The following is an 18,422-nucleotide window of genomic DNA, read 5'->3' as shown; positions in this document are numbered from 1 at the left end:
GCGCACCGGGACCCCGCCGCCACTGTTCTGCGCGGGCTCGTCGCGGTCCAGGGTCGCCACGGCGGCGAGTCGCTGCGTGCTCTGCGCGGCCGGCTCGAACACATCGGCCGTCGTGGCCCAGCTCGGCGTCTTCTCCTCGACGGGAGTCGCAGCGGCGGTGGGGGCGGCCTCGGCGGTCGGGACCTGGGCGGGAGCCTCGACCGGTGCGGGAGCCTCGCCGGGGTTCTGCTGCTGCGCCGCCTGGGCCAGGGCACCGGTGGTACGCAACGGGACCTCCTTGATGAACAGCATGAACAGGAAGGCGACGAACGCGCACGGCGCGCCGTAGAGGAAGGCGTCGGCGATGCCGTGGCCGTAGGCGCCCTCGAGCCAGGTACGCACGGCGTGCGGCAGTGCGTTCATGTCGGGCAGCTCGCCGCTGGAGCTCATCGCCTTGCCCGCGGCGGCCCGCGCCTGCGGGCTCAGGGACATGATGGTGTCCTTGGCGTGGTGCGTGATCCGGGTGGACATCACCGAGCCGAGCACACCGACGCCGACCGCACCGCCGAGGGTTCGGAAGAAGCTGACCGTCGAGGACGCGGCGCCCAGGTCCTGCGGGGCGACCTGGTTCTGCGTGGACAGCACCAGGTTCTGCATCGTCATGCCGACGCCGACGCCGAGCAGCGCCATGAAGACGGCCACGTGCCAGTACGGGGTGTCGTAGCGCATGCTGCCGAGCAGGCCCAGACCCGCGGTCAGGCAGGCGCCGCCCGCCACCAGCCAGCCCTTCCACCGGCCGGTGCGGCTGATGATCTGGCCGGAGACCATGGAGGCGACGAACAGGCCGCTGATCATCGGGATCGTCATGACACCCGACATGGTCGGGGACTTGTCCCGGGCGAGCTGGAAGTACTGCGAGAAGAACACGGTGCCCGCGTACATGCCCACACCGACGAACAGCGACGCGGCCGACGCCAGCGCGATGGTGCGGTTGCGGAACAGGCGCAGCGGGATGATCGGCGCGCTGGCCTTGGTCTCCGTGAACACGAACAGCAGCGCCAGCACGATCGTGCCGCCCACCATCGTGTACGTCTGCCACGACAGCCAGTGGTACTTGTCGTCCGCGAAGGTCACCCAGAGCAGCAGCAGGGAGGCCGCGGCGGTGATGAAGAAGGCACCGGTCCAGTCGATCTTGGTTTCGCGCTTGGCGACCGGCAGGTGCAGGGTCTTCTGCAGCACCACCAGGGCGATCAGGGCGAAGGGGATACCGACGAAGAGGCAGTAGCGCCAGCCCAGCCAGCTGGTGTCGGTGATGACACCACCGAGCAGCGGGCCGCCGACGGTCGCGACCGCGAACGTCGCGCCGGTGTAGCCGGAGTACCGGCCGCGCTGACGCGGCGCGATCATCGCGGCCAGGATGACCTGTACCAGGGCGGACAGACCTCCGCCGCCCAGGCCCTGCACCACACGCGCGGTGATCAGCATCGCGGGGTTCTGCGCGAGGCCGGCGATGACCGAACCGACGACGTAGATGCCCAGGGCTATCTGGATGAGCGCCTTCTTGCTGAGCTGGTCGGAGAGCTTGCCCCACAGGGGGACGGAGGCCGTCATGGCGAGCAGCGCCGCGGTGACGACCCAGGTGTAGGCCGACTGGCCGCCGCCGAGGTCCTTGATGATCGACGGCAGTGCGTTGGTGACGATCGTCGAGGACAGAATGGCGGCGAACAGTCCGAGCAGCAGCCCGGAGAGCGCCTCCATGATCTGCCGGTGCCCCATCGGAGCGCCGTCCGGGGAGCCTCCCCCGTGCTTGGCGTGAGCCCGCACACCGGCTGGTGTGGTCGTTGCCATGGGCTTCCTTTACTTACGTGTGTCTGCGGGTGTACGGGTGGTCTCTTCGACTACGGGTGCGGCCGCGGGCGCGGGGATCCGGGCCGGGTGGGACCGGCAGTCGCCGAAGCTGTCGCGCAGGCGGGTCATCAGCTTGATGAGCTGTCCGACCTCGTCGTCGGTCCAGTCGCAGAGCCGCTGGGCGAGCAGGTGGGTGGTCCGCCGGGACAGGTCGTCGAGCCGGTCGAGGCCGGCGGGCGTCAGATGCAGGATGCGTGAACGTTTGTCCGCCGGGTCCGGCAGCCGCTCGATCCAGCCGCGTCCGGCGACGTGGGCGACGTGCCGGCTGGTGACGGACATGTCCACGGCGAGCAGTTCGGCGAGCTTGCTCATGCGCATGTCGCCGTGGCGGCCGAGGAGCGTCAGTACGGCGGCCGAGCCGGCCGGGCAGTCGGGCGGCAGGATCCGCCCCAGGTCCCTTTTCACGGCTCCGATGGCGCTGAGCTGGCGCACCAGCTCTTCGTACTGCGCCTGCTCGGCCATCGCACCTCCGTAATCGTTGCTTGGAGCAACTATAGAAGCGGTTGGTTGCTACAGCTAAACAAATCAGAGGTCGGCGGCGCAAAAACTTGGCAAAGGCAAGCATTGCGACTGTAAACCGGGCTGGTCATCCCGACTCGGATACCTCCCCCAAGCCGGTCGCCGCGGCGGTCGCCTGGCTGGCGTTCGAGTAGACGCGTCACACCAAGGCGGCCGCCGGTCCGTGCGTGAGAGCGGTCCGCGGCCGTGAGATGCCGTCACCCGGGGGGCCTGCCCAGGGACGTGGTGCTCGAAGGGCACCCAGGCAGGGGCGGAGCCCGGGGTCGGTCCGAGATCAAGCCCTCCCCCAGCTGGGCCAGGGTCCGGGTCAGCAGCCGGGAGACGTGCATCTACGAGATGCCGACCTCCTCGCCGATCTGCGACTGGGAGATATTGGCGAAGAAAGCGCAACATGATGATCCGGCGCTCCCGGAGCGGCAGCTCGGCCAGCAGCGGCTTGAGCGACTCCCGGTACTCCACGCCCTCCAGCGCCACGTCCTCGTAGCCGAGGCTGTCCGCCCGTGCAGGCGGTGCCGACCGCGAGGCCGTCGACGACGTCCTCCTCCGACACGCCCAGGACCGCGGCGAGTTCACCGACGGTCACGTGATCTTGAGGCATCGGCGCAGGTGAAGCCGGGAATCGGACGAGGGCTCTGGACAGGACCCCTCGAGCATGGGCCCACCAGGCGCCACTGCAACCAGCGCGGCAGCCGGTGAGTCTCATCTCGTAACGGGGAGTGGAGGCGCAGGTGGATGAGCGCAAGTCCTTGCTGAGCGGCGACCCGGATGAGTACGGCTCTCCTTTTGGGTGGAGAGCACTGGCGGTCGTCTTGGCCTTCGTGGTGTGGATGGCGTTCGGACCGTTTGGGCCCGTGTGGCTCTATCTTCTCGGCTGGGCGGTGGCACTGGCTGCAGCGGACGGCATCTACAGGCTGGTACGCCACCGAGGCTGGGCCATGCCTTCGCCGGGCCGCCTCGTGGCCGGGCTGCTGCGGCTCGGTCCGGAATCGTGGCTGGTGGCCCCCCGCTGGGCCAAAGTCCGATTGATTGGCGGGGGTTTTCTGATGTTCGCCACCTTCGCCGGCTTCATGGGCTGGGGAGCTGGTCAGGAATACCAGGCGCTGGCGAACCTCCGGGACCATGGCCGCAGGATCGACGCAACCGTGGTCGAGATCACCAGCCGGTCGGAGGAAGGCTGGGCGACCTCCGTGACCGTGTATTTCGGCACACCGTCCGGCCCCGTGCGCGCGGATGTCGATATCGTGCCCAGCTCAGCAGACGATGCCAAGCCGGGAGTGAACATACCCGTCGTGTACAACCCGGCGCGCCCCACCGAGGTCCGTCATGTCACGTACCTCGACGGACATGAGGCCGACGGAATTCTGCAGGGTGCGATCGTGGCAGGGCTGCTCGCGGCGGGCTTTCTGGTGGGGACCACCAGGGAAGTGCTCCGTACCAAGCGGCAAACGGGACCAGACGAGGTGCCGGGCACCCATCGTCCCGGGGCCTGAACGTCCCGACACAACTCGTGATCACGCCTCGACGCTTCAGCCCAGCCCTGCCGACCCGACAGACCACCACGCAGTGATGAGGCCCGGGGACGACGAGACCCCTGGACGGGACACCAGGGGCCTCGGACACGTGCAGGCCGCGTCAGCCGTACTCGCGAAGCAGGTCCTCGATACGCCGGTCGGCGACGTCCTGCCGTCCGTCGAGGCACTTCACGTAACGGGTCAGCAGGACCTCAACGCTGTTGCCGGCGCTTGTGACGCGCACTGCGGAGGATGTACGTTCCCCCGCATGATCAGAATTGCAGTGATCGTATTCATTGGAGCTCTCGCCATTTCCTTCGGCGTCACGGCGTTGACTGTGTCGCCTTGGTGGTGGCTGGTCGCCTTGTTGTGCGCGGGGATAGCCGGGGTCGGCACTTATGATCTGCTTCAAAAGCGCCATTCCGTCCTGCGTAACTACCCGGTGCTGGGACACATCCGTTTCATGCTGGAGTCGATCCGTCCGGAGTTGCAGCAGTATTTCATTGAGCGCAATTACGATGGCCGTCCGTTCGACCGGGATGTGCGCAGCCTTGTCTACCAGCGCGCCAAGGGAACCGAAGCTGAGATCGCGTTCGGCACGGAGCGGAACGTCTACGCCGAAGGTTACGAATACTTCGAATCGTCGATGAGGCCGCGCCCGGTGCCGACGGAGCAGCCGCGGGTCCGCATCGGCGGGCCGGACTGCACCAAGCCCTACGACATGGCGTTGCTCAACGTCTCGGCCATGAGCTTCGGTTCGCTCTCCGCCAACGCCGTCCTCGCCCTGAACCGAGGGGCCGCCCTCGGAGGCTTCGCTCACGACACCGGCGAGGGCGGCATGTCGGAGTACCACCTGCGCCACGGTGGTGACCTGGTGTGGGAGATCGGCACCGGATACTTCGGTTGCCGCACCGCGGACGGCGGTTTCGATCGCGCGCGGTTCGCCGCCAAGGCCGCTCACGACAACGTGAAATGCGTGTCACTGAAGCTGTCGCAGGGAGCCAAGCCCGGTATCGGAGGGGTACTGCCCGGAGAGAAGGTCACCGCCGAGATAGCCCGGGTACGCGAGGTTCCCGAGGGGAAGACCGTCATCTCGCCCCCCTACCACCAGGTCTTCGACACGCCTCGGGAACTGATCCGGTTCATCGCCGAAATGCGCGAGCTGTCCGGTGGCAAGCCGGTCGGCTTCAAGCTGTGTGTGGGCTCCCGGCGGGAATTCCTGGCGGTGTGCAAGGCCATGATCGAAGAGGGCACCGCTCCGGACTTCATCATCGTCGACGGAGCGGAGGGCGGCACCGGAGCCGCCCCGCTGGAGTTCGCCGACCACCTGGGCAGTCCGCTCACCGAGGGACTGATCACCGTCCACAACGCCCTGGTCGGCGCCGGACTGCGGGACCGCATCAAGATCGGCGCCAGCGGCAAGGTGGCCACCGGAGCCGACATCGTCAAGCGCATGCTGCAAGGCGCCGACTTCACCAACGCGGCACGCGCCATGATGTTCGCGATCGGATGCATCCAGGCGCAGAGCTGCCACACCAACACCTGCCCCGCCGGGGTCGCCACTCAAGACCCGCGCCGCTCACGCGCACTGGATGTCGACGACAAGTCGGCTCGGGTGCACCGCTTCCAGTCCGCCACGGTGAACAGCGCGCTGCAGATCATCGCCTCGCTCGGCGTGAGCGAACCCGCCGAACTCCGCCCGAACATGCTGCGTCGACGCGTGGACCCGGTCACCGTCCGCTCCTACGCGGAGCTCTACGACTGGCTGACCCCTGGCCAGTTGCTGATCGAGCCGCCCGAGGCCTGGGCAGCGGACTGGAAGGCCGCTGATCCCGAGAGTTTCACTGTCTGACAGGCCTGTAGACGGATTCGGGGGGCGCGCTGTTGATGGCGGACGCTACGCCCACCGTCGGCTGCGCCTGCCCGAATTCCTGTCGTGGCACCACAGCTGGAACAGCACCCCGTCCACGCCAGCGACGCGCCGAACCGTCTTGAGGCAGTGCGGAACACAGCGAGGCCCCTGGAATCCGCCGCCATCTCAGGCTGATCCCGATCGTGCCGCCGCTGAGTGTGGCGAACGCCATCGCGGCCAGGTCCGACACTCACCACAGGGCCGGCGAACCCGGGATCACGGGCGGTGAAGTCACTCGCCGAGCTGAGCGGCCAGGAACCCCGCTGCCGCCGAGGGGCGAACCGCGTACGTTGCCTCCACGCTCCCCTCACGAACCTTCCTCCAGTAGAACTGGCAACCGCCGCCCGAAAGTGCGCCTTCCCAGGTCAGCCCCGGCAAACGCGAAGGCCCCTGGACAGGTGCCAGGGGCCGACGCCTAGCGGTACCAGTCCCCACTCTCCTGCAGAGCCCGCTCCAGGTACTGGCGCAGCCCGCCTGCGACCATGAACCGGCTGTCGGTCTCGTGGTCCCAGACGAAGACTTCACCCCGCTCGGGAGTGCGCACGAAAGCGAACAGGTCCCCGCCGGCGTTGTCGCCGAAGAACATCAGCGGTTCGAAGGGCATGTACAGGTCGGCGAAGTCCGGAGAGCTTCTGAACGCAGCGTTGTCCCTTGCGATCTGATCAGCGCTCCAGACGACATCGACCCCGTCATGAGCCACCCCATTGCACTCCCGGAGCAACGCGACAAGGTCGGAGGGAAGCCGCTGCCCCAGTGCCTGTTCCCCCGTGGTCAAGGAGATCTCGTCGACGGGGGCACCGAGATCGGCGTCAGGAGCCAGGTCCAGAATCAGTTCGCGCCACATGCCCCGGAGTCTCCCAAACAGCAAACCGGCAAGAGGCCGGGGGCCATCAGGTGATGGCCGAGGAGCCCCATGGGTAGCCAAGAGGCGGTCCTTCAGCGTCTTCCGCGATCACTCGTATTCGCGCAACAGCTCCTCGGGCAGAAGGGCGAGATGCACATCTGGGCCATCGGAGGGATGCTGAAAAGAGAACGTCCGGTCCGATATCAACAGGAGATCCCATGGCGGACGCAGCAAAGGCTGAGCTGTACGCAATGGACTTGACTGATGCGTCCTGGGTCAGCAGCAGCTACACCAACAGGTGGACGAAGACGTGTGTGGAGGTCGCAGACCTCGGCGGTGGAGCGGTTGCGGTGCGCGATTCGCACAACAAGGAACTGCCGCCGCTGAGATTCACCGCAGAGGAGTGGGCGGCGTTCCGACGGGGCGTGTGTGACGGCGAATTCGGCTAGAGGACTTTGAAAGGTGTGGGTTACTGCGGAGCGGCGGTCCGTGCAGCGGTGGCACCAGGTATGGGAACACCTCTTGGCTCAAGCTGAGGGAGCCACAGTTCATGGTGCTCGAGCAGGAAGTGGCCGGGGTCCCAATGGCTGAACGATGTAACGCGTTCAAGTACGGCACTCGCAGCGGCGGCGGATTGCCGAGAGCAGGCGTCGCATGCCGACCTCGTGGCCGCCTGTTCCTATGACGAGCCATCGGTAGACGCCGCCGGCCAGGCCGGGGAAGGCGGCTCGGCTTTCGGCGCGTAGCTGTGATCGGCCTGGGCCGTTGGGATCGAGTCGAAAGATCAGGGCATAGGTCGAGAAGCGATGCCGGCCCCGGAGGACCAGTTTCTGACCCGGAATCGCGGCGACGACCCTGAAGCCGGGGAACGTCGAACCGACAGCCAGAGGCCGCGGTCCGGCTGGCGTGCAGTCGGCCGCTCCGACCAGTCTCGCGTAGCCCGCCGCTCCGCGACGTGAGAAGGACTGGTCCAGCTCTTCGCCCAGGCTGCGCCACACAGCGTCGGCTTCCGCTGCGATGTCCGTCGTGTGCTCGTCGATGTGCGGCAACGAGGTGATCTGCATCAGAGCCTCCACCGGGTCCGGCCTGAAGGGGAACGTGCCCACGCCGATGCCGCCCGATGCGCGCCCCGCCCTGTCAGTGACGGACTCGGACGGTCGACCGAGCCCCGGACCACGGCGGTATGCGCGCCTACCCTCAGTCACTGCACACCCTTCACCTGTGCACACGCCTTCCCCAGCCGGACCAGCCCGAACAGCCCGAACAGTTCGACCAGTTCGACCAGTTCGACCAGTTCGATCAGTTCGATCAAGGCCCCTGAAGGATCCCAGGGGCCTTGATCACGTGCGGGGCTAGTGGTGAGCGTTCGGGTCGAAGCCCTCCGGGGGCTGGTCGAGGAAGGTGGTGATCGTGGTGATGCGACCGTTCGGGGCGAAGGTCATGATGTCCGTTCCGGTGGCGAACGGCCTCGTCCCGCCGTTGTCGATCTCCCACATCAGCCGGGCGCGCTCGTGGTGTATCTGCGGTTCCTGCCGGGGGTTGAAGGCGACCTTGCCCATGTGCTGCCCGAACTGCTCGCGGAAGCCGATCAGGGCGGGCGGGCCACTGAGGACGCCGATCGGGGCGTAGTACTGGACCTCGTCGGTGAAGGTGGCCGAGGCGAGGCGCTGTTGCTCCTCGGGTGTCTCGGCGTTCCAGAAGCGTACGTAGCGCTCGACGGTCGCCCCGTGCTGCGCGGTGGTTGCGTCGGCGGTCTCGGTCTCGGTCTCGGTCATGGTCGGCTCCGTTCGTCTCGGTGGCCCGGTGCAGCCTGGCCGCACCCCGAGACACTGCGCGCCGTGGCCGTCGCGTGTCGATAACCCGCGAGGTTATTGCCGTTCCGCCAGCGGTCCGTCAGCCTCGGAGCATGGTCACCACGGAACCGGTCGGGTCGCTGGTACGACGCTGGCGGGAACAGCGCCGCCGCTCGCAGCTGGACGTGGCGCTGGCAGCCAACCTCTCCACGCGGCACCTGAGCTACATCGAGACGGGGCGTGCCACCCCGAGCCGGAACATGATCGAGCGGCTGTGCGAGGAACTCGATGTGCCGCTGCGGGAACGCAACTCCCTGTATTTGGCCGCCGGTTTCGCGCCGGTGCACCGCGAACGGTCGCTCGACGATCTCGGCGCTGCCCGTTCCGCCGTCGCCGCCGTTCTCGCCGGCCACGAGCCCAATCCGGCGCTGGCGGTGAACGCGCGGTGGGATCTGCTGACCGCCAACGCCGCTGCCATGGTGTTCCTGGCCGACCTGCCGCCCGCGTTGTGCAGGCCTCCGATCAACGTCCTGAGGGCCACCCTGCATCCGGAGGGCCTGTCCCGGCGTATCCGCAACCTCGGCCAGTGGCGCTCGCACGTCCTGCGCCGCGTCCGGCGGCAGCTCTCCCGCGGTGCCGTGGAGGGCCTGGCGGCCCTGCTCGCCGAGATCGAGTCCTATCCCGTGCCCGAGGACCACACCGACCAGGAAGGCGTCGGCGATCTGGTCGTCCCCATGCTGCTCTCCACGGACCACGGTGACCTCAGTCTTCTCTACACGACCACGGTCTTCGGTTTCCCTCGGGACGTGACCCTGGACGAGATCGCCATCGAGACGTTCTTCCCCGCCGACGCCGCCACGGCGGAGCTGCTGCGGGTCATGTCCCCTGCCCCGGCAGGCAGTTCGTCCCGGAGCGTCGGCGCCGTCCGCTGATCGCCGCGCCGGTGCGGCGATGCTTCGTGAGGGTCGGGAGAGGGTTGCCACGAGCAGGGGCCCTTCCAGTCGCTCGTCCGAACCTCGTTCGGCCCTCGGTCGGCCGGTGGTCGGCAGCACCCTCGGCCGGTGGTCGGCCGCTCACTCTCCGGGCGAGATCCCGTGACACTGCTGTGACGCAATCAGTGACCCACGTCACAGCTTGTCGATCACCGTCCTGGTGTGCTTGTCGCACAAGGAGGTGGGGTCGTGCTCGTCGGTTTCGCCGTCTCCGTGGTGTGCGCCGTCGGCGCGCTGATCGCCCTGTGCGGAGTCCTCTCCATCGCCCTTCCGGGCAGGCCACAGCCATGGGCGGTGCCCCTGATGCAGCGGGGTGCCTTGATGACCGGTTCCGCCGCGGCGGCGGTCTATGCGTGGGGGTTCTTCGTCGTCGCCCTGTCCGAGCACGAGTTCGGCAACGGCGCGGACTCGATACCGGCACCCGCCTGCCGGGACGGTTTCCCCCGGGAGACCGTCCAGCGCCTGTCCCACCACCGGCCCTCGTATCTCCCCCTGCGCTTCGACTGCGTTCTCGACGACGGGACCACCTACTCCAGCGACCCGTCCTACGCGTGGCTGAACGGAACCAGCCTGGCTCTGGCGCTGTCCGCTCTGGCGCTCGTCATCGGGGCGGGCTACGTCACCGAGTTCGGCACCCGGAAGAAGGCCGGATGATCCGCCGATACGCCACACCGCTGCTGGTCAACCTGCTGATCGGGGTGCCCGCGATCCTCGTGGCCGCATGTGCGCGCTGGTACGCCGCCAACGGGCACTGCCGGCTCAGCGACCTCCACCGGCCCGACCTCGACGGGTGCACCTACCCGCAGATCGACCACAGCGGGCCGATCCTGTTCGTCCTCGTCGTCAGCGGTCTGTTCGTCCTGCTGCTGGTCCTGCTCGCCGACGTGTTCCTCCCGCTCCGCCGTGGGCGTTCGCCCAGGCCATGGCTGCTGACACTGCCCGCCGTGCTGCTGCCGTACGCGCTGATCACCTGGGCGACGGCCTGACGGCGCTCGCGGAGCGCCGCGCGGGCTGGTATGCCGTGCACGTGGGGCGGCATCGGCCGGGCGCACGGCGGGGCCCAGGAGACTATTCCGCCTCCCGGGCGCGTGGCGGGGCCCGGGAGACGTATCCAGCTCCCGGGCCCCTGGGGATGCCACCCCATTGCACACGCCGGTGGCGTTTAAGAGTACGGATCAGTCATCAGGCCGTCGTGTTCTTCCATTGAACTACCGCACCGTGCAGAGGTGCAGACGAGAGTCGAACTCGCACCCGGCGGCGGTCGCCCGTACCCGGTCGATCCGGCGATCGGCGGCGAATGCTGAAGCTGGAGCGAGAGTCTGAGTTTGACCGCGGTCACGAACCTTTGCCGTGGCCGCGTGATTCAGGCTGAACCTCAGTTTCAGCTTGCGCCCATGGCGCGTACCGGTCCTCAATCCGGTCCGTGCCTGTTGCGCACCCCCGCGCTCGCACGCGGGGGCGATCGTGGGGCTACCCCTGGCCCTTCTCAGGCGAACAGGTAGCCGAACACCGCGTCACCCACTCGCTTGTCGGTGACCTCCGTCCCGTTGGCCTCCTCGCGCGCGAACTTCACCGCCTGCTGGAGCTTCTCCACCCGCTCCAGCAGCTCGTTGACCCGCCTCGCGGGCAGCGCGCCGGAGAACTTCACCGTCGTCCAGTAACCGATCGGCACGTCCTCGTAGTACACCTCGACCTGTGCCGGGTGCTTTTCCGTGGCCTCCGCCTTGACGTGGTTGCGCGGGACCTTCTTCGTACGGATCGTGCGGACCGGGTCCGTCTTCCACCAGTCCGTCGACGCGTCCAGTGCCCAGGATTCGGCCGCGTCCAGGACCGGGAGCTTCTTGACGAAGGCGTGCAGGTCCGTGAGCTGCTTCTCCAGGAAGAGGAGGTAGCCGACCGGGACTTCCGCGAGGACGGTCCGGCCGTCCACCGTCACGTCCGCGCGTGCCGTGCAGTTCGCCCAGTCCTTCGTCGCGGTCACGTCGAACAGCCGCGTCAGCGACGCCGACATGTCGCGCAGGATCTCCTCGGCCTTGAGCTGCACCCGCGTGGACTCGGGCGGCAGTTGCTCGCCCTCCTCGTCCTTCGGCTGGTACGTGCGCGAGATACCGGCGAGCAGCGCGGGCTTCTGCACCTTGTGCTGGGCCGCGGTGATGTCCTGCAGCGACTTGCTCTTGACACCCTTTTCCACGGCGATGATCTGATTGAGCTTCGCCACGTTTCCCCCTTCGAACACCCGAACCGTAGCCCCCCGTGGGCGGCGCACTCACCTGCTTTTTCTCAGCGCCCGGCGACGAACCGCAAGAACGCCGTCCACTGCGAGGGGGAAGGAGAGTCGGGCTCGGGCCGGCGCCTTGGAGTCTCGTGCGTGGGTGGTGTCGGAGGTAGTGGCGGATTCCGGGAACTGTGCGTACGGCGTGACTCCCCCCGTCAGGGTAGAGCCGGGCGACCACGCTGAGTGACATGAGGCCGGAGATCTCCATCCGCCGATTCGCGGCCTGGGTGCGCCGATGCTCCCGAGGCGGAGGGCGGGCGCGGGCTGCTGCTCGTCGACGCGGTAGCCGAGCGGTGGGGGTGTGCGCCGTGGCCGCCGTCCGGGAAGGCCGTCCGTCCTGAGACCTCGCTCACAGGAGCCACCACCGGCACGCGCATCTGACGTGCCGTAGCTCACACGACATCACCCCCTACCGTGCGACCGGAGGCGAGCGTGCTCCTGCGCAGGCACAGAGGGTCCGTGACCTCCCCCACACCCGTCACGGCATCGATCGGTCAACTCAAGGGCTGTTCGGGTGGATTGAGGGTATTCGTACAGGCGCCTCGTTCGTGACCCGTGTCCGCCCTCACAGTGTTTCGGCCGTTTGTCCCTTTCACTCTGGATGGTCCGCCGAACGACACCTCGGGTCACAGGAAGCAGTACCGATATGCCCAATTCGTCCGAGATGCCTGAAGTTCCCATCCATCCGTACGCAGTTACCGCCGGCGAGGTGGTTCCCGGCGATCTGTTCGCCCTGTCGCAGGAAGAAGCCGAACGGCAGCAGTGGTGTGTCGTGATGCACACCCTCCCGGAGTCGCCCGAGACGATTCGGGTCACGCTGCGGCCGCCGCTCGGAGGCCTCGACCGCGAAGCGGTCCTGGCCAGGGAACAGCAGGTGTTCGTCGCCGGCCGGCGGGTGGACGTGGCGGCCGTTCCGGCCGTGTCCTCGCCCCGGCTGGACTCCGTCGAGTTCCACGACGGGGACCGCGTCACCCGGCTGCGTGCCGTCGACCCCGAGGGTGTCGAGGTGACGTACGAGCGGCGCTGGGGGGCCTGGCACCGGGATCTCGACGACAGGGCCGGCGAGAAAGTGTCCGACGACGTCGTACGCGGGTGGGCCGCCGACGCCGATCGGGCGGGATACGTCGTACGGCACCACTCGCGGCCGACCCGCGAGGCCTCGTGGGCCGGGCCGCGCCGGGTCGTCGTGACCGGGCTCGGAGCCCTCACCCCGCTCGGTGTCGGCGTGGACGAGCTCTGGCGGGGACTGCTCGACGGACGTCACGGGATACGGGAGTTGGAGGGGGAGGAGTTCCAGGAGCTGCCCGTGCGGATCGCGGGCGTCGTGCCCGTGGACCCCGGCATGATGCTGTCCCGGGCCGCCGCGCGGCGGATGAACCGGGCCGCTCAGTTCGCGGTGCTCGCCGCCCGTGAGGCCTGGGGCGACGCCGGCTTCGCCACCGGCGGGACCAGGGAGAGCGGGCTCGATCCCGAGCGGGTCGGGGTCAGCCTCGGGGCCATACTCGGGGACGCCTCCGTGCTCGTCGGCGGGGACCGGAAGCTGCGGGACAAGGGGCCCCGGGGTGTGTCCCCGCTCACCACGCCCATGACCGTGCCCTCGCAGGCCGCCTCCCAGATCTCGCTCGACCTGCACATCACCGGTGAGGCCCGCACCGTGACCAGCGCCTGCGCCTCCGGCACCGAGGCCATCGGGGAGGCCATCGACCGCATACGGTACGGCCGCGTCGACGTCGCCCTGGCCGGTGGCGCCGAGGCGGTGGTCACCCCGGCGATCATGGCCTCGTTCGCCGCCATGCGCGCGCTGTCCGATCTGGGGCTGGAGGACGGCGCCACGCCCTCGCGGCCCTTCGCCAAGGACCGGGCCGGGTTCGTCAACGCGGAGGGCGCCGGGCTGCTCGTACTCGAGGCCGAGGAGCACGCCCGGGCCCGTGGCGCCCGGATCTACTGCGAGGCCGCCGGGTGGGGGCTGTCCGCCGACGCCCACCACATGGCCGCGCCGGACCCGTCCGGCAGCGGTGTCGCGCTGGCGCTGCGGCGGGCGGTGCGGGACGCCGGTGGGCATGTCGTCGACGTCGTCCATGTGAACGCGCACGCCACCGCCACGGTGGAGGGCGACCTCGCCGAGGCCGGTGCCCTGCGGGCCGTGCTCGGCCAGGGCGGGGGCGCGGGCGGCGGGGTGCCCGTCACCGCGCTCAAGGGGCACCTCGGGCATCTGCAGGGCGCCGCCGGCGGTGTCGAGGCCGTTGCCGCCGTGCTCACCCTGCACAACGGGGTCGTGCCGCCGACCGTCGGGTGCACGGAGCTCGACGAGGAGATCGCCCTCGACGTGGTGACCGGGGAGCCGCGTGCGCTGCCGGGCAACGGCGACCTCGTGCTCAGCAACTCGTTCGGCTTCGGCGGGCACAACGCCGTACTGGCGCTGCGACGGGTCGCGTAGGGCTGGGATGGGGGTGGTCCCCTGCCGGGTGGCCCGGCGGGTGGGGTCGACTGGGTCTCAGGGGCCACCGGGACAATCGAGGCCGCCGGGGCCACTGAGGCCACCGCGACCACCGGGACCGGGCCGAGCGGGTGGCGGGGCGGTCGGGGCCGCCGGCGGCCGGACGGAGAGACGGCCGGGGCCGCCGGGACGGGACGGCCGAAGCCACCGGAGCCACCCGGCTACGCCGTGCGCTTGCGTGCCGCCGTCTTCTTCGCTGCCGTCTTCTTCGTCGTCGACTTGGTCGTCGACTTGGCGGTCGATGCCGTCTTCTTCGTCTGCCGGGTGGACTTGGACGCCGTCTTCTTCGCCGAGGACGCGGTCTTCTTCGCCGCCGTCTTCTTCGCCGAGGAGGCCGCCTGTTTCCTCGCGGGCGCCTTCTCGGGGGCGGCGCGGGTGGCCTTGCGGCGCGGGAGGTGTCTGACCTCGGCCTCCGCCGGCTCCTCGGCGGCCTCCTCCGCCGCTCCCACTGCCTCTCCCCTGGACTCCTTGGCCGCCCGGACGCTCTTCTCCAGGGCCGCCATCAGGTCGAGGACCTTGCCGCCGGGGGCCGGCTCGGGCGTCTCGGGGGGTGCCTCGCCGGCGGCCTTGGCCGCGATGACCTCCTCCAGGGCCTCGCGGTACTCGTCGTGCAGGTCCGCCAGGTCCACCTCGCCGAGCGTGTCCATCAGGGCGTCGGCGAGGTCCAGTTCCTTGTCGCGGACCGTGACGTCGACGTCCGGGGCCACGCCCTGGGGGGCGCGGATCTCGTCCGGCCAGAGCAGGCCGTGCATGGCGATGACGTCGTCCACCACGCGCAGCATGCCCAGGCGCTCACGGCCGCGCAGGGCGAACTTCGCGATCGCCACCTTCCGGCTCCGCTTGAGGGCCTCGCGCAGCAGCGTGTACGGCTTGGCGGCGGGGGCGCCGCTGGCGGCCAGGTAGTAGGCGTTCTCCATCTGGAGCGGGTCGATCCGGTCCGCCGGGACGAAGGCCACGATGTCGATCGTCCTCGCCGTCGGGAGCGGCAGGTGGGCGAGGTCCTCGTCGGTGATCGGGATGATCGTGCCGTCCGCGTCCTGGTAGCCCTTGCCGATCTCCGACTGCGTGACCTCGCGGTCCTCCAGCTCGCACACCTTGCGATAGCGGATGCGGCCGCCGTCCTCGGTGTGGATCTGGCGGAAGGAGATGGTGTGGCTCTCGGTGGCGTTCACCAGCTTGATCGGGATGCTGACCAGGCCGAACGAGATGGCCCCGTTCCAAATGGATCGCACGTGCAGCACCTTCCGGATCGGCTTGTGGCAGTTTGTCGCGGATTCCGTGGTTTTCTTATCGTATGGCGCCGATCACAGAGGTGGAGGGGCGACGGCTCACGCTCAGCAACCTGGACAAGGTGCTGTATCCCGCGACCGGGTTCACCAAGGCAGAGGTGCTGCACTACTACGCGACGATCGCCGAGGTGCTGCTCCCCCATCTCCGGGACAGGCCGCTGTCCTTCCTGCGGTATCCGGACGGCCCGGACGGACAGGTCTTCTTCGTCAAGAACGTGCCACCGGGTACGCCCGCGTGGGTGACGACCGCGGAGGTGCCCCGGTCGGAGGGGCCGGCGCGGATGGTCCTGGTGCAGGACCTCGCGAGTCTGATGTGGGCGGCCAATCTGGTGACCGAGTTCCACACCCCCCAGTGGCTGATCGAGGACCCGGGCGAGGCCGACCGGCTGGTGTTCGATCTCGATCCGGGGCCGCCGGCCACCGTGGTGGACTGCTGCGGGGTGGCGTTGTGGCTGCGGGATCGACTGGCGGCCGACGGGATCGAGGCTTACGCCAAGACCTCGGGATCGAAGGGGCTGCACCTGCTGGCCGCCGTCCGCGGATCGTCCAGCGAGCGCACCTCGGAGTACGCGAAGTCACTGGCCGTGGAGGCCGAGAAGGCCATGCCGCGGCTGGTGCTGCACCGGATGACGCGCAGTCTGCGGCCGGGGAAGGTGTTCGTCGACTGGAGCCAGAACGCGGCCCGGAAGACGACCGCGACGCCCTACACCCTGCGGGCGCGCGAGGCGCCGACCGTGTCGGCGCCGGTGTCGTGGGAGGAGGTCGCCGAGTGCCGGGAAGCGGGGCGGCTCGAGTTCCGGGCGGAGGACATCGCGCCGCGGGTGCGGGACTTCGGGGATCTGCTGGCGCCGCTGCTGGATCCTGGGCGTGCCGCGCAGTTGCCGTGAGCGTGGGTGGCCTGCGCCCGCCCCGCTCGAGGGGGTGACGGCTACGGCGGCGACGCCCCTGCGCCCGCAGCGTGCCGCGCCTGCCCGCAACCACGTCGGCACGACCGCCGCAGCGTGCCGCGCCTGCCCACGGCCATATCGCACCCCACCGGCAGCCACCTCTGCGTCCCCGCCTACACCCTCCCCCACGTGTGCCGGTCCCTCGCCATCGCGTGGAGGGCCTCCACGTCCGCCGGTTTCAGGACGCCGCCCAGCCTCGCCAGGCCCTCCAGGTCCTGCTCGTCGAGGATGCGGACGCCCCTCGGCTCGGCCGTGACGCGCAGGTCGGCCGGGGCCGTGAGGGCCAGGAGGGGCTGGACCTCGGCGGTGAGGGCGTAGGAGGCGCGGTCGGCGGCGGCACGGGCGTGGCGGAGCAGGGGCTCCGGGTCGTGGCGGCCCAGCGTGACCATCGGGTCCTCGACCCGCACCCGCTGCTTGCGGGCGTACACGGTGTGGACGGCGAACAGGCCGCCGGGCCCGATCACCAGGTGGTGGATGCGGTCGCCGCCGGGCAGGGGTATCGAGTGCAGGGTGCGCCAGCCGGCGCCGTCCAGGCCGTCGAGGACGTCACCGACCGTCTGCTCGGCGATGAGCGCGCGGCGGCGTGGATCCGGACGGAGAAGGTGGGTGTGGCCGGGGTGCCGGTCGAGGGCGATCAGCAGGGCCTCGCCGGGTCGGTTCGGCGCGAGGTCGTCGTCCGGGTGCAGGCTGAGCCGGTCGAGATCGGCGGCGGTCGGTACGGGGGGCGGGCCCACCGCGACCGGGCCGGTCAGGTACGGGCCCAGAGCGTCCAGCACGTCCTCCCGCTCGTCCTCGCTGAGCAGGTGGACGCGGGCGGCCTCCCGGTCGTACCAGGCGACGTTCCGCCCGTCGGGATGGCAGACGAAGAGCCGTTCCTGGCCGTGGCGCCAACTCGGTATGACGCGCAGGCGGCCCGGGCCGGGTCGGCCGGGCTCTCGACGTGGTCCGCTCATGCACCATCACCCCTATGACCATGGAACAGGCGGGGCGCTCGCGGGGCAAGAAGCCGGTGAAAGGGGAGAACCGGCCGAACAATCGTTTTACCTTCGGCGCGTACGCTCTGCGCTGCCGCGCCTCAGGTCCGCCTCCGGCGGGGAAATGAGCCACTGAACAAAAAGGACTTCCGTACGAATAAGGTGTACGAGGCCCGGCCCGGGCCGCCGATCCGCCGGCCCGGCCCCGTTTCGTCAGCCGCCCTCATCCCACCGGAGAGCAGTGTTCCGCAGACGCCCCGCCCTCGTCACCGCCCTCGTCGCCCTCGTGCTGGCCACGGCGGCGGGCTGCAGTGACGCGGGCGACCTGCGGGCCGCGGGCCCCACGCCGACCGCGATCAGCCCGGCCCGGCTGTGGCCCTCGCTGCGGCCGGCCGCCAGCCCGGCGTGGCCGTACGACGAGGTGCAGATCGAGACGGTCAAGGGCGTCACGGCACCCGGCGACGACATCCACAAGGTCGATCCGGTGGCCGTCGTACGGGCCGAGGTCGCCGCGCACCCGGACGACTACAAGGACGCGAAGGCGCCGTACCGCGAGACGGCGGACCGGCTGGCGGACTGTGGCAAGGGCGGGGACCGGGGGAAGCTGTGTCCGGTCATGCGGCCGTACTACCGTGACCTCACCGGTGACGGCCGGGACGACATGGCGCTGGGTTTCCGGCTGTACCCGACCAACCAGACGGCCGTCCGCGTCTACACCTTCGAGGGACACCGGCTCGTGCAGGTCTTCGCCAACGACGACGCCGTGATCGGCGTGGAGCTGGCCGGGCGGGCCGTGATCATCCGCTCTCCGGCCGGGATCTCCGGGTACGAGTACCGCACGACGTGGTCCTGGGACCCGGATCAGCGGGCGATGGTGTTCTCGCGGGACGAGTTCCTGCGCACGGGCCGGCACAAGCCCACCCGCGCGCACACCCCGGCGGCCACCGCCTCGCCGTCCCCTGTCCCCCGGCCGACGCCGACC

Annotated in this window: 17 protein-coding genes and 1 pseudogene; 9 read left to right on the top strand and 9 right to left on the bottom strand. The window is 69.5% G+C overall.

Translation table 11 applies throughout. The features are described from left to right. From BZY54_RS25065 to BZY54_RS49520, 3 genes and pseudogenes are all read right to left on the bottom strand, one after another. A partial coding sequence (locus BZY54_RS25065; RefSeq protein WP_483025150.1) for an MDR family MFS transporter occupies positions 1-1,755 on the bottom strand: 1,755 nt, incomplete at its 3' end. 81 nt (positions 1,756-1,836) lie between these two features. Then, on the bottom strand, positions 1,837-2,349 hold the full coding sequence (locus BZY54_RS25060) for a MarR family winged helix-turn-helix transcriptional regulator (protein ID WP_086727588.1): 513 nt from the start codon (positions 2,347-2,349) through the stop codon (positions 1,837-1,839). A 323-nt stretch (positions 2,350-2,672) separates the two neighbouring features. Then, positions 2,673-2,986, bottom strand: a pseudogene (locus BZY54_RS49520) (sigma-70 family RNA polymerase sigma factor); the annotation flags it as partial. Between the two features lie 148 nt (positions 2,987-3,134). Here BZY54_RS49520 and BZY54_RS25050 point away from each other — a divergent pair. Further along, on the top strand, positions 3,135-3,896 hold the full coding sequence (locus tag BZY54_RS25050; RefSeq protein ID WP_143668111.1) for a DUF3592 domain-containing protein: 762 nt from the start codon (positions 3,135-3,137) through the stop codon (positions 3,894-3,896). Between the two features lie 289 nt (positions 3,897-4,185). Beyond that, on the top strand, positions 4,186-5,769 hold the full coding sequence (locus BZY54_RS25045; RefSeq protein WP_086727586.1) for an FMN-binding glutamate synthase family protein: 1,584 nt from the start codon (positions 4,186-4,188) through the stop codon (positions 5,767-5,769). Between the two features lie 475 nt (positions 5,770-6,244). On the opposite strand, the gene BZY54_RS25040 is transcribed toward BZY54_RS25045, so the two are convergent. Further along, on the bottom strand, positions 6,245-6,673 hold the full coding sequence (locus tag BZY54_RS25040) for an SMI1/KNR4 family protein (protein WP_086727585.1): 429 nt from the start codon (positions 6,671-6,673) through the stop codon (positions 6,245-6,247). Positions 6,674-6,891: 218 nt separating this feature from the next. Between BZY54_RS25040 and BZY54_RS25035 the strand changes: the two genes are divergently transcribed. Next, complete coding sequence (locus BZY54_RS25035; protein WP_086727584.1) at positions 6,892-7,122, top strand: DUF397 domain-containing protein; 231 nt, start codon at positions 6,892-6,894, stop codon at positions 7,120-7,122. A gap of 156 nt (positions 7,123-7,278) precedes the next feature. On the opposite strand, the gene BZY54_RS25030 is transcribed toward BZY54_RS25035, so the two are convergent. Then, complete coding sequence (locus tag BZY54_RS25030) at positions 7,279-7,737, bottom strand: hypothetical protein (RefSeq protein WP_086727592.1); 459 nt, start codon at positions 7,735-7,737, stop codon at positions 7,279-7,281. A 288-nt stretch (positions 7,738-8,025) separates the two neighbouring features. Continuing rightward, entirely contained in the window at positions 8,026-8,448 is a 423-nt protein-coding gene (locus BZY54_RS25025; protein WP_086727583.1) for a nuclear transport factor 2 family protein, read from the bottom strand. A 131-nt stretch (positions 8,449-8,579) separates the two neighbouring features. Here BZY54_RS25025 and BZY54_RS25020 point away from each other — a divergent pair, with 131 nt between their 5' ends. The 3 genes from BZY54_RS25020 (at position 8,580) to BZY54_RS25010 (ending at position 10,444) form a co-directional block, all read left to right on the top strand. After that, positions 8,580-9,398: a helix-turn-helix domain-containing protein gene (locus BZY54_RS25020; protein WP_086727582.1), complete on the top strand. Its 819-nt coding sequence runs from the start codon at positions 8,580-8,582 to the stop codon at positions 9,396-9,398. A gap of 249 nt (positions 9,399-9,647) precedes the next feature. Next, positions 9,648-10,112 carry a hypothetical protein gene (locus BZY54_RS25015; protein WP_086727581.1) on the top strand — a complete coding sequence of 155 codons (465 nt, stop codon included), beginning with the start codon at positions 9,648-9,650 and terminating at the stop codon, positions 10,110-10,112. After that, positions 10,109-10,444: a hypothetical protein gene (locus tag BZY54_RS25010; RefSeq protein WP_086727580.1), complete on the top strand. Its 336-nt coding sequence runs from the start codon at positions 10,109-10,111 to the stop codon at positions 10,442-10,444. The genes BZY54_RS25015 and BZY54_RS25010 overlap by 4 nt, the downstream gene beginning before the upstream one ends. Positions 10,445-10,944: 500 nt before the next feature. On the opposite strand, the gene BZY54_RS25005 is transcribed toward BZY54_RS25010, so the two are convergent. Further along, on the bottom strand, positions 10,945-11,676 hold the full coding sequence (locus BZY54_RS25005) for a DUF7873 family protein (protein ID WP_086727591.1): 732 nt from the start codon (positions 11,674-11,676) through the stop codon (positions 10,945-10,947). A gap of 721 nt (positions 11,677-12,397) precedes the next feature. On the opposite strand from BZY54_RS25005, the gene BZY54_RS25000 reads away from it, so the two are divergent. Continuing rightward, positions 12,398-14,170: a beta-ketoacyl-[acyl-carrier-protein] synthase family protein gene (locus tag BZY54_RS25000; RefSeq protein WP_244217319.1), complete on the top strand. Its 1,773-nt coding sequence runs from the start codon at positions 12,398-12,400 to the stop codon at positions 14,168-14,170. Between the two features lie 221 nt (positions 14,171-14,391). On the opposite strand, the gene ku is transcribed toward BZY54_RS25000, so the two are convergent. Continuing rightward, positions 14,392-15,462 carry a non-homologous end joining protein Ku gene (gene ku / locus BZY54_RS24995; RefSeq protein WP_086727590.1) on the bottom strand — a complete coding sequence of 357 codons (1,071 nt, stop codon included), beginning with the start codon at positions 15,460-15,462 and terminating at the stop codon, positions 14,392-14,394. Between the two features lie 62 nt (positions 15,463-15,524). On the opposite strand from ku, the gene ligD reads away from it, so the two are divergent. Then, positions 15,525-16,406 carry a non-homologous end-joining DNA ligase gene (ligD, locus tag BZY54_RS24990; protein ID WP_086727578.1) on the top strand — a complete coding sequence of 294 codons (882 nt, stop codon included), beginning with the start codon at positions 15,525-15,527 and terminating at the stop codon, positions 16,404-16,406. 173 nt (positions 16,407-16,579) lie between these two features. On the opposite strand, the gene BZY54_RS24985 is transcribed toward ligD, so the two are convergent. Continuing rightward, positions 16,580-17,419, bottom strand: a complete 840-nt coding sequence (locus tag BZY54_RS24985; RefSeq protein WP_086727577.1) for a nuclease-related domain-containing protein — start codon at positions 17,417-17,419, stop codon at positions 16,580-16,582. 262 nt (positions 17,420-17,681) lie between these two features. Here BZY54_RS24985 and BZY54_RS24980 point away from each other — a divergent pair. Continuing rightward, positions 17,682-18,422: hypothetical protein (locus BZY54_RS24980; protein WP_086727589.1), on the top strand; the 741-nt coding region annotated here is incomplete at its 3' end.

It is taken from the genome of Streptomyces carpinensis (genome assembly GCF_002154505.1).
GTDB lineage: Bacteria > Actinomycetota > Actinomycetes > Streptomycetales > Streptomycetaceae > Streptomyces > Streptomyces carpinensis.
Note: the sequence above shows the minus strand (reverse complement) of the source record. Positions and strands in the feature narration are given on the sequence as shown.